General features: G+C 53.2%; 14 protein-coding genes. 12 read left to right on the top strand and 2 right to left on the bottom strand.

Annotated features, from left to right (window positions below; all coding sequences use genetic code 11):
• Positions 1–105 precede the first annotated feature (105 nt).
• A complete protein-coding gene (locus Q5911_RS13215; protein WP_076777268.1) occupies positions 106–792 on the bottom strand; it encodes a S1 RNA-binding domain-containing protein in 687 nt (228 codons plus the stop codon).
• Positions 793–986: 194 nt separating this feature from the next.
• Between Q5911_RS13215 and Q5911_RS13220 the strand changes: the two genes are divergently transcribed.
• Entirely contained in the window at positions 987–2,621 is a 1,635-nt protein-coding gene (locus Q5911_RS13220) for a putative manganese-dependent inorganic diphosphatase (protein ID WP_303183459.1), read from the top strand.
• A gap of 48 nt (positions 2,622–2,669) precedes the next feature.
• On the top strand, positions 2,670–3,245 hold the full coding sequence (locus tag Q5911_RS13225; protein ID WP_281724607.1) for a flavin reductase family protein: 576 nt from the start codon (positions 2,670–2,672) through the stop codon (positions 3,243–3,245).
• On the opposite strand, the gene Q5911_RS13230 is transcribed toward Q5911_RS13225, so the two are convergent.
• The gene (locus Q5911_RS13230; protein ID WP_303183462.1) at positions 3,215–4,537 is read right to left on the bottom strand and encodes a polysaccharide biosynthesis protein; all 1,323 of its coding nucleotides are present in this window, start codon (positions 4,535–4,537) and stop codon (positions 3,215–3,217) included. The two genes, Q5911_RS13225 and Q5911_RS13230, sit on opposite strands and share 31 nt — an antisense overlap.
• A gap of 171 nt (positions 4,538–4,708) precedes the next feature.
• On the opposite strand from Q5911_RS13230, the gene Q5911_RS13235 reads away from it, so the two are divergent.
• The 10 genes from Q5911_RS13235 (at position 4,709) to gpmI (ending at position 14,640) form a co-directional block, all read left to right on the top strand.
• Complete coding sequence (locus Q5911_RS13235; protein WP_076780804.1) at positions 4,709–5,170, top strand: RrF2 family transcriptional regulator; 462 nt, start codon at positions 4,709–4,711, stop codon at positions 5,168–5,170.
• 45 nt (positions 5,171–5,215) lie between these two features.
• Positions 5,216–6,400 (top strand): cysteine desulfurase NifS, encoded by a 1,185-nt coding sequence (gene nifS / locus Q5911_RS13240; protein ID WP_303183464.1) that lies wholly within the window; start codon positions 5,216–5,218, stop codon positions 6,398–6,400.
• A gap of 51 nt (positions 6,401–6,451) precedes the next feature.
• Positions 6,452–6,895: a Fe-S cluster assembly scaffold protein NifU gene (gene nifU, locus Q5911_RS13245; RefSeq protein WP_303183466.1), complete on the top strand. Its 444-nt coding sequence runs from the start codon at positions 6,452–6,454 to the stop codon at positions 6,893–6,895.
• Positions 6,896–6,913: 18 nt separating this feature from the next.
• Positions 6,914–8,002 (top strand): tRNA 2-thiouridine(34) synthase MnmA, encoded by a 1,089-nt coding sequence (mnmA, locus tag Q5911_RS13250; protein ID WP_303183468.1) that lies wholly within the window; start codon positions 6,914–6,916, stop codon positions 8,000–8,002.
• A 24-nt stretch (positions 8,003–8,026) separates the two neighbouring features.
• The gene (locus Q5911_RS13255) at positions 8,027–8,830 is read left to right on the top strand and encodes a histidinol-phosphatase HisJ family protein (protein WP_303183470.1); all 804 of its coding nucleotides are present in this window, start codon (positions 8,027–8,029) and stop codon (positions 8,828–8,830) included.
• 128 nt (positions 8,831–8,958) lie between these two features.
• Positions 8,959–9,972, top strand: a complete 1,014-nt coding sequence (gene gap / locus Q5911_RS13260; protein WP_076777275.1) for a type I glyceraldehyde-3-phosphate dehydrogenase — start codon at positions 8,959–8,961, stop codon at positions 9,970–9,972.
• Between the two features lie 128 nt (positions 9,973–10,100).
• A complete protein-coding gene (locus tag Q5911_RS13265) occupies positions 10,101–11,294 on the top strand; it encodes a phosphoglycerate kinase (RefSeq protein ID WP_076777276.1) in 1,194 nt (397 codons plus the stop codon).
• Between the two features lie 114 nt (positions 11,295–11,408).
• Positions 11,409–12,158, top strand: a complete 750-nt coding sequence (gene tpiA / locus Q5911_RS13270; RefSeq protein ID WP_033124586.1) for a triose-phosphate isomerase — start codon at positions 11,409–11,411, stop codon at positions 12,156–12,158.
• 74 nt (positions 12,159–12,232) lie between these two features.
• A complete protein-coding gene (locus Q5911_RS13275) occupies positions 12,233–13,066 on the top strand; it encodes an alpha/beta hydrolase (RefSeq protein WP_087173225.1) in 834 nt (277 codons plus the stop codon).
• 35 nt (positions 13,067–13,101) lie between these two features.
• Positions 13,102–14,640 carry a 2,3-bisphosphoglycerate-independent phosphoglycerate mutase gene (gene gpmI, locus Q5911_RS13280; RefSeq protein ID WP_303183474.1) on the top strand — a complete coding sequence of 513 codons (1,539 nt, stop codon included), beginning with the start codon at positions 13,102–13,104 and terminating at the stop codon, positions 14,638–14,640.
• Positions 14,641–14,720: the final 80 nt, after the last annotated feature.

Raw genomic sequence — 14,720 nt, forward strand, 5'->3', positions numbered from 1 at the left:
CGAACGGCACGTACGGTGGTGTGAGAGGGGAGAGAAAATCTCCCCTACTCGATTGTTATGTGTTGAAAATGGACGCGGCAGCGGCATTGCTGCCTGCCGGGAAGATTACAGCTTGATATTCTTGAACAGATCTCCAAGGCTGGTGCCAATGTTCTCGGATTTGGGGATCTCCACCTTGATGTCCTCTTCTTCCTCTTCCTTCTCCTCCAGAGCCTTCATGCTGAGGCTGATCTTGCCGTCTTTGAGGCCGATGATCTTTACCGTCACTTCATCGCCTACAGAGAGCACGTCTTTCGGAGATTTCACGCGCTTTCTGCTGATCTGTGACACATGTACCAGCCCGGACAGACCGTCCTCGAGACGGACAAAAGCGCCGTAGGTCTGCAAACTTTCAACTTTTCCTTTCACCACGCTGCCCACTTTCACGTTGGCGATCTTTTCCTCCATGGCTTTTTTCTCCTTCTCCCGGAGGATCTCTCTTGCAGACAGGACAAGGCGGTTCTCAGCCTGGTTGACCTCGATGACGCGCACCTCGATGTCTTTGAGAAGATATGTCTCCAGATCCTCTATATAGGATAAGGATAACCTGGACGCAGGGATGAAACCGCGCAGCCCTTCCACCATGGCGATGGCGCCGCCGTTCACGATTCCCTCCACCTTCACCGGAAGGGTAGTCTTGTTTTCCATATAGCGCTGTACTACATTCCACGGGTTGGCATCGTCGAAATGCTCCTCGTAGTCAGCCATTGTCTCTTCCGGTTTGTTTTCCTCTTGTAATAATTCTTCGCTCATTTTGTTAGTCCTTTCTCATCACCGTATTTATGTGTCTCCACATACTAGTAACAGTATAGCACGAAACCGGGGGATTGTTCAAAGAAAAAAGCAAAGACAGAAGGATTTTTTAGTTGACTGGAACGGGAAAAAATGGCAAGCTTATTTTACGGACCAATAATCTGGCAAAAGTCAGGAAACAGGGAGTTGATAATATGAGAAAAGTTTACGTTGTAGGGCACAAAAATCCGGATACGGACTCTATCTGCTCTGCCATAGCATACGCCGGACTGAAGCGGGAGATCACCGGGAAGGAGTTCGTGGCAAAGCGGGCCGGCCAGATCAATGAGGAGACACAGTATGTGCTGCGCCGGTTCAAGGTGGACGCTCCAAGGCTCCTGCAGGATGTGAAGCTCCAGGTGAAGGATCTGGACATCCACAAGATCACGGGAGTGGATCCCGGGGTCTCTATCAGGGAGGCGTGGGAACTGATGAAATCCCAGTCTGTCAAGACCCTTCCCGTACTGAAGGACGGGGAACTGGTGGGGCTTATTTCCACCGGGGACATAGCAAAATCCTACATGGACGTGTATGACAATACGATCCTGGCCAAGGCCAGGACCCAGTACCGCAACATTGTGCGCACGCTGGACGGTGAGATCGTCACCGGCAACGAGCACGGCTGCTTTGTGAAAGGGAAGGTGGCTGTGGGCGCTTCCACCACGGATATGATGGCTGAGTTTATTGCCCGGGATGATCTGGTCATCCTGGGGAACAGGTACGAGTCTCAGGCCTGCGCTGTGGACATCGATGCCAGCTGCCTGGTAGTCTGCCAGGAGGCAGACATACCGGAGGAGCTGATCAGGAAGGCGGAGGAGCAGAGCATCGTGGTCATCAAGACACCTCACGATACATTCACGGCGGCCAGGCTGATCAACCAGAGCATCCCGGTAAAGTATTTCATGAGCAAGGGGCCTCTGACTGTGTTCCACATGGACGACTATGTGGACAACATCAAGGAAGAGATGACGAAAAAGAAATTCCGCGACTTTCCTATCCTGGACCGGCACGGGAATTTCAAGGGCTTTATCTCCAGGAGGCGCTTCCTGGATGCAAGGAAAAAGCAGGTCATTTTGGTGGACCACAATGAAAAGTCCCAGGCCGTGGACGGCATTGAGGAGGCAGATATCCTGGAGATCATAGACCACCACAGGATCGGGAGCATTGAGACCATGGGGCCGGTATTTTTCCGGAACCAGCCTGTGGGCTGTACAGCTACCATCGTCACCCAGATGTACGAGGAGAACGGGGTGGAGATCCCGCCGGTGACAGCGGGGCTTCTGTGCGCGGCCATCATCTCGGACACCCTTCTTTTCCGTTCCCCCACCTGCACAGAGATGGACAGAAGAACAGCGGAAAAGCTGGCCGAGACAGCAGGGGTTGTCCTGGAAGAGCTGGCCGCCGAGATGTTCAATGCGGGAAGCAATCTGAAGGGAAAGAGCGCAAAAGAGATCTGCTTCCAGGATTTTAAACAGTTTACAGTGGGCGACACGGTGTTTGGAGTGGGGCAGATCAATTCCATGAGCGGTGAAGAACTGGAAGAGATCAAGAAGAAGCTCATCCCCTATCTGAGCCAGACCAGAGAGGAGCATAAGCTGAACATGGTGTATTTCATGCTCACCCACATCCTCCACGAGTCGACAGAACTTCTGTGTGCCGGAGAAAATGCAAAGGAGACGGTGTTGGAGGCTTTCGAGCTGCCTGATGACATGGACCCTGTCATACTGAAGGGAGTTGTTTCCAGGAAAAAGCAGCTTATTCCGGCGCTGGTGAGCGCTCTCCAGCAGTAGAGAGCGCAGGCGGATCAGAGAGAACACAGAAAGGAGTAAGAGGAGGATATGGCAAAAGAAATATGGAAGCCGGGCAATATGCTCTATCCCCTGCCTGCGGTGATGGTGAGCTGCGGGGACAGAGAGGGAAGGACCAATATTATCACCGTGGCCTGGACAGGGACTGTCTGTACCAACCCGGCCATGGTCTATATCTCCGTGCGGCCCCAGAGGTACAGTTATGACCTCCTTCGGGACAGCGGAGAATTTGTCATCAACCTGACTACGGAAAAGCTGCTCCGTGCGGCCGACTGGTGCGGCGTAAAGTCTGGCAGGGACACAGATAAATGGAAGGAGATGCACCTGACGCCTGGCAGGGCTTCCAGGCTTGACTGGGCGCCGGTCATCGAGGAGGCGCCTGTCAACATAGAATGCCGGGTGACAGAGGTGAAAGAGCTGGGAAGCCATCACATGTTCCTGGCCCGGGTGGAAGCCGTGCAGGCGGACAAAGACTACATGGACGCCGACGGCCGGTTCCGCCTGAATGATGCAGGGCTGATCGCCTACTCCCACGGGGAATACCTGGAGCTGGGAAAGAAAAAGGGCAGTTTCGGCTACAGTGTGAAGAAGAAAAAGCGCAGGTAGGCAAGGCAGAGGGCAAAGACGGCCATCTGGCTGGCAAGCAGGCCCCACAGATATCCCTGTATGCCGAAGACCGGGATAAGAAGGAACACGCTGCCGATGCGAAGGAGAAGTCCGGTCACGTTTATGGCAAAGGACATGTTTGTCTTGCCCAGGCCGTTCAGAATGCCCAGCAGACAGCTGTTTGTGTAGAGAAAAGGGCACATCCAGGCCAGGGTGATGATAAAATGTCCGGCTGCGGCGCTGTGAAAGAGGAGTCTGCCGATGAAATTTCCCGTCACGACGAGGGCCAGGCAGAACAGGAGCCCTAAGGAAAAGCAGCAGAAAAATACTTTCCGGATCACTTTTTTCATGGCCGAGGTGCTGCCGGAGACCTGTATCTCTGCCACAGTAGGCAGCATCATGGTGGCAATGGAGTTGGTCATGGCAGAGGGGAAGAGGACGCAGGGGAGAGCCATGCCCGTCAGGACGCCGTAAGTGCTCAGGGACTCCCCGGAGGAGAGGCCAAAGGCCCGGAGCTTCAGAGGGATGGAGACGGCTTCCACGCTCTGCAGCAGATTGAGCAGCACGCGGCTGCCGGTAAGAGGGACTGCCAGGGAGAGAATCTCCCCCAGTCCCTTTTTGTATGCGCCCAGAGTGACATTTCCGGGGGCTGCCATGTCCTGCTCTTTGCGCAGCTTTCCCAGGCAGTACAGGGCGGAAGCGGCTTCTCCTGCCACGATCCCCGCCGCAGCCAGAGCGATCCCTGTCCGGACAGAGCGGTTCACAAAAAAGTAGTACAGAAAGATGACAGCGCCCACCCGCACGGTCTGTTCCAACAGCTGGGAGATGGCAGGGATCTTTGTGCGCTTCAGCCCGATATAATACCCGTAGATACAGCTGTGCATCACGGAAAAAGGCAGAGCCAGAGAGAGGATGACAAGAAGGGGCGCGCAGCGGGGCTCTCCAAGGAAGCGCAGGGAGAGGAAAGCGGCTTCTTTCTGGACAAAGAGCATAAGAGCAAAAGACAGGAGTATGGCCAGGGTGAAACCGCTGTAGAGCCCCGCCTTTGTGCGGACCGGGTCTTTCAGGGAACGGCTGGCGGCAGTGCTGCGGGCGATGGCTGTCTCTATGCCGGCGGCACATATAGAGAAGCACAGGGCGTAGACCGGAAAGGCCAGCTGGTAGAGGCCTACGCTTTCTTCGCCGAAAGTGCGGCTAAGGAAGATCCGGTAAAAAAATCCCATAAAGCGGGTAGCGAACCCGGCCAGTGTCAGGATGAAAGCTCCCTTTATGATCGTGTTTTTTTGTATCATGGCAGACTCCGCGGCACTTTTATTACAGCATATTCAAGGAGAGGCGGGGATATGCGGAACCCGGGGCGGGAAAAATGGAGAAAAAGAGGCTTGACAGGAAGGCGGACCGGGTGCTATCCTACTAACAGGAATTCCAAGTAAAACACTAGGAATTAAAGGAGGGTGATGACAGTGAAGCTTTCCACAAAAGGACGATATGGGCTTCGGGCGCTTGTTGATCTGGCCAGATACAGCGAGGAAGAGCCGGTCTCCATCAGCAGCATCTCCGCCCGGGAGGACATTTCCGAGGGATACCTGGAACAGCTCATGGCGCTTCTTAAAAAAGCGGGGCTTGTAAAGAGTATCCGTGGAGCAGCGGGCGGCTATGTACTGGCCCGGCCGGTCGGTCAGATATCGGTGGGAGACGTGCTCCGGGCCCTGGAGGGAAAACTGGAGCCGGCCGAGTGTGCGGCGTACCACCCGGATGAAGGCTGCCAGGCGGCAGACAGCTGTGTCACAAAGTATGTCTGGAAAAAGATCAATGACAGCATCAATGACACGGTCAACGGGATCATGTTGGATGCCCTGGTGGAGCAAAGCAGGCAGCTGAGGCCCGGCGAGGAGGAAAAAGAAAAGGCCTGCAGCAGAAAATAAATGTAAGAACAGACAACGCGGTCAGCGATAGATAGGAGGATACAAATGGACAGACTGATTTATCTGGACAATGCAGCGACAACAAAGACAGCCCCGGAGGTAGTGGAGGCCATGATTCCCTATTTCACCGAGAATTACGGCAATCCATCAAGCGTCTACAGTTTTGCGTCGAAAAATAAAGACGCAGTGACAGAGCAGAGGGAGATCATTGCCCGGGCTCTTGGGGCACAGACGAATGAGATCTACTTTACAGCAGGAGGATCTGAGAGTGACAACTGGGCCCTGAAAGCCACGGCAGAGGCCTACGAGGCAAAAGGAAAACATATCATTACCACAAAGATTGAGCACCATGCCATCCTGCACACAGGAGAGTATCTGGAGAAGCGGGGCTTTGAGGTGACTTACCTGGATGTAGATGAAAAGGGCCGTGTGCGCCCGGAGGATGTGGAGGCAGCGATCCGGCCGGATACGATCCTGATCTCCGTCATGTTTGCCAACAATGAGATCGGCACCATTGAGCCGATAAAAGAGATCGGACAGATCGCCCGCAGGCACGGTGTTCTGTTCCACACAGATGCGGTCCAGGCTTTCGGCCAGATCCCCATCAATGTGGACGAATACTGCATCGATATGCTGAGTGCCAGCGGCCACAAGCTGAATGGACCCAAGGGGATCGGATTTCTCTATATCCGCAAGGGGGTAAAGATCCGTTCCTTCGTCCACGGCGGTGCCCAGGAGAGAAAGCGCCGGGCAGGGACAGAGAATGTGCCGGGGATCATCGGCCTTGGAAAGGCAGTAGAGAGAGCTGTCGCTTCCATGGCAGAGCGGTCCGCCAAGGAGAGAGAACTGCGGGATTATCTGATCGGCAGGGTGCTGGAGGAGATCCCCTACTGCCGGCTTAACGGAGACCCGGCGCACAGACTGCCCAACAATGCCAATTTCAGCTTCCAGTTTATCGAGGGAGAGTCTCTCCTCATCATGCTGGACATGAAGGGTATCTGCGCTTCCAGTGGATCTGCCTGCACATCCGGATCGCTGGATCCGTCCCATGTGCTCCTGGCTATCGGGCTGCCCCACGAGATCGCCCACGGTTCCCTGCGGCTGACGCTTGGCGAGGAGACCACAAAGGAAGATATAGACTACGTAGTGGACAACCTGAAGGAGATCGTGGCCCGGCTGCGGGATATGTCTCCCCTCTACGAGGATTTTGTAAAGAAAAACAACCGGTAACAGATAGAACAAAAGCTGTGCGGCAGGACAGCAGACAAGGAGGAAGAAAACATGTACACAGAGAAAGTTATGGATCATTTTCAGCATCCCAGAAATATGGGAGAGATAGAGAACGCCAGCGGCGTGGGAACAGTGGGGAACGCAAAATGCGGAGACATTATGCGGATCTACCTGGATATTGATGAAAACCAGATCATCCGGGATGTGAAGTTCAAGACATTCGGATGTGGGGCTGCAGTAGCCACCAGCAGTATGGCTACCGAGCTGGTAAAAGGAAAAAAAATACAGGAAGCCATGGAAGTCACCAACAAGGCGGTGATGGAGGCGCTGGATGGCCTTCCGCCGGTGAAGGTTCACTGTTCTCTGCTTGCGGAGGAGGCGATCCACGCAGCGCTCTGGGACTATGCAGAGAAGAACGGGATCAAGATCGAAGGGCTGGAGAAGCCCAAGTCCGATATCCATGAGGGTGAGGAAGAGGAAGAAGAGGAATATTGACCCGGAAGGATAAGGAGAATGGAAAAGAAAAAAGTTGTGGTCGGCATGTCCGGGGGAGTGGACTCCTCCGTGGCGGCCTGGCTGCTGAAGGAACAAGGATATGACGTCATTGGCGTGACCATGCAGATCTGGCAGGATGAGGAAGAGACTGTGCAGGAAGAAAACGGCGGATGCTGCGGACTCAGCGCCGTGGATGACGCCAGGAGGGTGGCGGCAAAGCTGGAGATCCCCTACTATGTTATGAACTTTAAGGAGCAATTCCGCCATAGCGTGATTGATTATTTTGTGGATGAGTACACCAACGGCAGGACGCCCAATCCCTGCATTGCCTGCAACCGGTATGTGAAGTGGGAGTCCCTCCTGAAGAGGAGCCTGGATATCGGGGCGGACTGCATTGCCACTGGCCACTATGCCAGAGTGGAGCAGCTGGCAAACGGCCGCTGGTCTCTGCGGACCTCCGCCACGGCCAGAAAGGATCAGACGTATGCGCTCTATAACCTCACCCAGGAGCAGCTGGCGAGAACGCTGATGCCTGTGGGGGCATATACCAAAGAGGAGATCCGCCAGATGGCCCTGGATCTTCAGCTCCCTGTGGCGTCCAAGCCGGACAGCCAGGACATCTGCTTTGTGCCTGACGGGGATTACGCTTCGTTTATTGAAAAGACGGCCTGTCGCAGATTCCCGGAGGGGGATTTTGTCCTTTCCGACGGGACAGTGGTGGGAAGGCATAAAGGCATCATACACTATACTGTAGGGCAGAGAAAGGGGCTGGGACTGTCTCTGGGACATCCGGTCTTTGTGCTGGAGATCCGGCCTGACACAAACGAGGTAGTGGTAGGCACAGGAGAGGAGTCCATGTCCAGGTATGTGCTGGCGGACCATCTCAACTTTATGTCCGTCCCTGATCTGACAGAACCTGTGCGCCTGTTTGCCAAGATCCGGTACAATCACAGGGGCGCCTGGTGCCAGGTGGAAAAGACAGGGGACGACCAGATCCTGTGTACCTTTGACGAGTCTGTGAGAGCCATCACGCCGGGGCAGGCTGTGGTGCTGTACGACGGAGAGTATGTCTTCGGCGGAGGAACTATCACCGGCAGCAAAAAATAAAATCAAAAAAGAAGGGGTGAAACCATGAGGGCAGACGTACACATGCACACGTCCTTTTCCCATGACTCAGAGGCAGAGCCCAGGGAAATGATCGAGGGAGCTATAGCAAAGGGGCTGGAGGTCATTTGCTTTACAGACCACTACGACAAAGACTATATGGGCTGGGGTGATGAGAGCATTTTTGACGCGGACGCTTATTTCGGGACGCTGCGTCCCCTGCAGGAAGAGTACCGGGACAGGATCGATATCCGCATCGGTGTGGAACTGGGCATGCAGCCCCGGCTGGGCGGCTTTTTCACAGAGTTTACGAAAAAATATCCCTTCGACTTTGTCATCGGTTCCCTCCACGTAGTGGACGGGGATGACCCGGCCCTGGGGACTGTCTTTGAGGGCCGGACAGACGAGGAAGTATACAGGCAGGCCTTTGTGGAAATGCTGGAGGATATAGAGAACACGCCGGATTTTGACGTGCTGGGGCATATTGACTATGTGGTGCGGTACGGAAAAAACGGAACGGCAGAGTACTCCTACAAAAAATATGCCGACGAGATCGACGCTATCCTGCGGGCTGTCATCGAGCGGGGCAAGGGAATCGAGCTGAATATGGCAGGACTCAAATACGGCCTGCCTTTTGCCCATCCCCACCCGGATATCCTGCGGCGTTACCGGGAGCTGGGCGGTGAGATCATCACAGTGGGGGCCGACGGACACAGGCCGGAGCACATTGCCTATGATTTTGAAAAGGCGGACAGTATCCTGAAGTCCTGCGGCTTTCGGTATTACACAGAATTTAAGGAGAGGAAACCTGTTTTTAAACTCCTTACATAAAAATGGAAAATGCTCTTGAATTTTTGTATGAGATTTAGTACAATTGTTAATGGTTGAGAGTTCTTTAACAAAGTTAAGGGACGAAAAGAGCTGTGAAACAGTAAATAGACTTTAGGAGGAATGTAATCATGGCAGTAAAAGTAGCAATCAACGGATTTGGACGTATCGGACGTCTTGCTTTCAGACAGATGTTTGGAGCAGAGGGATATGAGGTAGTTGCGATCAACGACCTGACAAGCCCGAAAATGTTAGCTCACCTGTTAAAATATGATTCTTCTCAGGGCAAATACGCTCTGGCTGACAAGGTAGAGGCTACAGAGGATTCCATCATCGTAGATGGAAAAGAGATCAAGATCTACGCAAAAGCAAACGCTGAGGAGCTTCCCTGGGGCGAGATCGGTGTAGATGTTGTTCTGGAGTGTACAGGCTTCTATACATCCAAAGAGAAAGCTTCTGCTCACATCAAAGCAGGCGCTAGAAAGGTTGTTATTTCCGCACCAGCCGGAAACGATCTGCCGACTATCGTATATAATGTAAACCATGAGACACTGAAAGCAGAGGATACAGTTATCTCCGCTGCTTCCTGTACAACAAACTGCCTTGCACCTATGGCAAAGGCTCTGAACGATCTTGCACCGATCAAATCTGGTATCATGTGCACGATCCACGCTTACACAGGAGATCAGATGACTCTGGACGGACCGCAGAGAAAAGGCGATCTGAGAAGATCTCGTGCCGCTGCATGCAATATCGTTCCTAACAGCACAGGTGCTGCAAAGGCTATCGGTCTTGTTATTCCTGAGCTGAACGGCAAACTCATCGGCGCTGCACAGAGAGTTCCTACTCCGACAGGTTCCACAACGATCCTGACAGCAGTTGTAGAGGGTAATGTGACAGTTGACCAGATCAACGAGGCAATGAAAGCTGCTTCCACAGAGTCCTTCGGATACAACACAGATGAGATCGTATCCAGCGATATCGTTGGTATGAGATACGGCTCACTGTTCGACGCTACACAGACAATGGTTCTTCCGCTTGAGAATGGAACAACAGAAGTTCAGGTTGTTTCCTGGTATGACAATGAGAACTCATACACAAGCCAGATGGTAAGAACAATCAAATACTTCGCAGAATTAGCGTAATTAAGACTCACGAAAGGGTCCGGTCTGATTGGACCGGGCCCTTTTTTACGAAACCGCAGGTTCCGGCAAGGAAAACAGGAGACGCATTTTGCCGTACCGCGGTCAAACATTTATAAGGAGGCAGTGACATGCTTAATAAAAAATCAGTAGACGATATTAATGTAAAAGGAAAAAGAGTCCTCGTGAGATGTGACTTTAATGTACCCCTCATTGACGGAAAGATCACAGACGAGAACCGTCTTGTGGCAGCCCTTCCCACCATCAAGAAGCTGATCGCAGACGGAGGAAAGGTCATCCTCTGCTCCCACCTTGGAAAACCGAAGGGACAGCCTGTACCTGAGCTCTCTCTGGCACCTGTTGCCGTACGTCTCTCTGAGCTTCTCGGCCAGGAAGTAAAATTCGCGGCAGATCCGGAAGTGGTAGGCCCCAACGCAAAGGCTGCTGTGGAGGCTATGCAGGACGGAGATGTGATCCTTCTTGAGAACACACGCTACAGAGCTGAGGAGACAAAGAACGAGGATGCCTTCTCCAAGGATCTGGCTTCCCTGTGCGATGTATTTGTAAACGATGCTTTCGGAACAGCACACAGAGCACACTGCTCCAACGTAGGCGTGACAAAATATGTGGACACAGCTGTTGTGGGATATCTGATGCAGAAAGAGATCGACTTCCTCGGAAACGCAGTCAACAACCCGACAAGACCTTTCGTGGCTATCCTTGGCGGAGCAAAGGTTTCCAGCAAGATCTCTGTTATCGAGAACCTGCTTGACAAGGTAGACACACTCATCATCGGCGGAGGTATGGCCTACACATTCGCAAAATCCCAGGGTGGAAAGATCGGCATTTCCCTGTGCGAGGATGACTATCTTGAGTACGCGGCAAACATGCTGAAAAAGGCTGAGGAGAAGGGCGTGAAACTTCTTCTTCCCGTAGACAACCGTATCGGAGATGAGTTCTCCAACGACGCCAACATCAAGATCGTTCCTACAGGGGAGATCCCGGATGGCTGGGAAGGCATGGACATCGGACCTGAGACAGAGAAGATCTTTGCCGATGCAGTAAAAGACGCAAAGACTGTTGTGTGGAACGGACCTATGGGATGCTTCGAGATGCCTAACTTTGCACACGGCACAGAGGCAGTTGCGCAGGCCCTGGCTGAGACAGACGCCGTGACCATCATCGGCGGCGGTGACTCCGCAGCAGCTGTAAACCAGCTTGGATACGGCGACAAGATGACACACATCTCCACAGGCGGCGGCGCTTCCCTTGAGTTCCTTGAGGGCAAAGAGCTCCCGGGCGTAGCCGCAGCTAATGATAAGTAAGCACTTAATTCACCGCACTTGGCGGGCCAAGCCCGCCAGGGCGAAGGGGAGCCTAGTAAGGTGAACATCCCCCACTAAAAATGTAAAGAAATAAGGAAAAGAGTGAAAATAACAATGGCAAGAAGAAAAATTATTGCAGGAAACTGGAAAATGAACAAAACTCCCAGCGAGGCAGTTGCGCTTGTTGAGGAGCTGAAACCGCTGGTAGCTACCGAAGATGCGGACGTTGTATTCTGTGTTCCGGCTATCGACATTATCCCTGTTGTTGAGGCGTGCAAGGGAACAAACATCCAGGTTGGGGCTGAGAATATGTATTTTGAGGAGAGCGGAGCCTACACAGGAGAGATCTCCCCGGCCATGCTCACAGATGCAGGCGTGAAATACGTTGTTCTCGGACATTCCGAGAGAAGAGATTACTTTGGTGAGACAAACGAAGATGTAAACAAGAAAGTGCTGAAAGCTTTCGAGCACGGCATCACACCCATCATGTGCTGCGGCGAGACTCTGGAGCAGAGAGAGCAGGGCGTGACAATGGACTTCATCCGTCAGCAGGTAAAGGTTGGCTTCCAGAACGTGACAGCAGATCAGGCAAAGACAGCAGTCATCGCTTACGAGCCGATCTGGGCTATCGGAACCGGAAAGACAGCTACAACAGAGCAGGCTGAGGAAGTCTGCGCAGGCATCCGCGCATGCATCGCTGAAATCTACGACGAGGCTACAGCAGAGGCTATCCGTATCCAGTACGGTGGATCTGTAAACGCAGGCAATGCTGCTGAGTTATTTGCACAGGCAGACATTGACGGCGGACTTGTAGGCGGCGCTTCACTGAAAGCTGATTTCGGTAAGATCGTAAACTACAAATAAGAATAAAAAAGCACCCGCAGGGGACTTGAAACAGCAGGCCCTGCGGGATTTTGGGTTTCGGGAGGTAAAATACAATGATACTGGAAACTGTAAAACTGCAAGAAGAAGGATCCCTTCCGGACGCCCATGTGGTCTTCTATATTCTGGATACGCCGGGGGAGAAACTCTGGATACAGAAGAGACCATTTGTGATCCTGTGCCCGGGCGGAGGTTATGAAAGGACCAGCTTCCGGGAAGGAGAGCCCATTGCCATGTATTTCCTGGGAAAGGGATATCATGTGGCGATCCTGCGCTACTCCACAGCTCCGGCTGTATTTCCGGCAGCTCTCCTTGAGCTTGGAAGGACCATGGCACTGATCCATGAGAACGGGGAAAAGTGGAAGGCGGACACAGACCAGATCTTTGTCCAGGGATGCTCCGCGGGCGGACACCTGGCCGGGACCCTGGGAACCATGTGGCAGGAGCCGTTTCTTGCGCAGAAGCTCCATGTGAAGGCAGAGGATTTAAGGCCTGCCGGACTTCTGCTCTGTTATCCCGTCATCTCCTCCAAGGAGGGAGTGGCTCACGAGGGAAGTTTCCGCGCGCTGCTGGGCGACCGGTATGAGGCGGAGAAGGAGAAGCTTTCCCTGGAAGACAGAGTGGGAGAGGAGACACCGCCCTGTTTTCTGTGGCACACCTTTGCGGACGCCACAGTGCCGGTGGAGAATTCTCTTCTGATGGCAGGAGCCCTTCACAGATGTCATGTGAAAACAGAGCTTCACATTTTCCAGGAGGGAGTCCACGGCCTCGGGGCTGCGGATGAGCTCTCCAGAAGAGCTGACGGAAGCGGCGTGCAGAGAGAGTGCCAGTGCTGGACGGACCTGGCATACCGCTGGATGGAGCATATCCGGCACCAGGATGAGAAGTAATAAAATGAACCAACAGGAAAGTAGGGAGAATGAAAATGAGTAAAAAACCAACAGTGCTTATGATTTTAGACGGTTACGGTTTAAGAGATAAGGAAGAAGGAAATGCGGTGGCAGAGGGCAAGACTCCTGTCATGGACAAGCTGATGGCTGAGTGCCCGTTTGTACATGGAAATGCCAGTGGCATGGCTGTAGGTCTTCCGGAGGGACAGATGGGAAATTCAGAGGTAGGACATCTGAACATGGGAGCCGGCCGCATTGTATACCAGGATCTGACAAAGATCACAAAGGCTATCCAGGACGGCGACTTCTTTGAGAACAAAGCCCTCCTTGCAGCCTGCGAAAATGTAAAGAAAAACGGCTCTTCCCTTCATCTTATGGGACTTGTGTCCGACGGTGGCGTGCACAGCCACAACACTCACATCTACGGACTTCTGGAGCTGGCAAAGAGACAGGGGATCGAGAAGGTCTATGTACACTGCTTCCTGGACGGCCGTGACACACCGCCGGAGTCCGGTAAAGAGTACGTGGAAGAACTGGTGGCAAAGATGCAGGAGATCGGCGTAGGAGAGGTGGCTACTGTCATGGGACGCTACTATGCCATGGACCGCGACAACCGCTGGGACCGTGTGGAGAAGGCTTACAGAGCTCTTGTGTACGGCGAGGGCGAGCAGGCTGCATCCGGACCAGCAGGCATCCAGACATCCTATGACAAGGAGACGACAGATGAGTTCGTACTGCCTACGGTTGTCATGAAGGACGGCGCTCCCACAGCTACAGTGAAAGATGGTGACTCCATCATCTTCTTCAACTTCCGCCCGGACCGCGCAAGAGAGATCACCAGGACATTCTGCGACGACGAGTTCGCAGGATTTGAAAGAGGAGAGCGCGTCAAGACAACATTCGTGTGCTTCACAGACTATGATGTGACCATTCAGAACAAACTGGTCGCCTTTGTGAAAGAGGAGATCACCAATACATTCGGTCAGTTCCTGGCAGCAAACGGGCTGAAGCAGGCGCGTATCGCTGAGACAGAGAAGTATGCCCACGTGACATTCTTCTTCAACGGCGGCGTGGAGGAGCCCAACGAGGGTGAGGACCGTATCCTTGTGAAGTCTCCAAAGGTGGCTACCTACGACCTGAAGCCGGAGATGAGCGCCTACGAAGTGTGCGACAAGCTGACAGATGCCATCAGATCCGGAAAATACGATGTCATCATCATCAACTTTGCAAACCCGGATATGGTGGGACACACCGGCGTGGAGAGCGCAGCCATCAAGGCCATCGAGGCTGTGGACGAGTGCGTTGGCAAAGCTGTTGAGGCCATCAAAGAGGTGGATGGACAGATGTTTATCTGCGCAGACCACGGAAATGCAGAGCAGCTCATTGACGAGGAGACAGGGGAGCCTTTCACAGCTCACACAACCAATCCGGTGCCCTTTATCCTTGTAAACGCAGATCCTTCCTACAAACTGAGAGAGGGTGGCTGCCTGGCAGATATCGCTCCTACGCTGATCGAGATGATGGGTATGGAACAGCCCAAAGAGATGACAGGAAAATCACTGATTGTAAAATAAAAGAGATATAAATCAGACAGTAACAGATCCCCGGCAGAGGTTATATGGCTTTCTGCCGGGGTTTTTGTGTTCCATTGCAT

The sequence above is a fragment of the Lachnoclostridium phocaeense genome, assembly GCF_959599685.1.
In the GTDB taxonomy this organism is placed as follows: Bacteria; Bacillota; Clostridia; order Lachnospirales; family Lachnospiraceae; genus Claveliimonas; species Claveliimonas monacensis.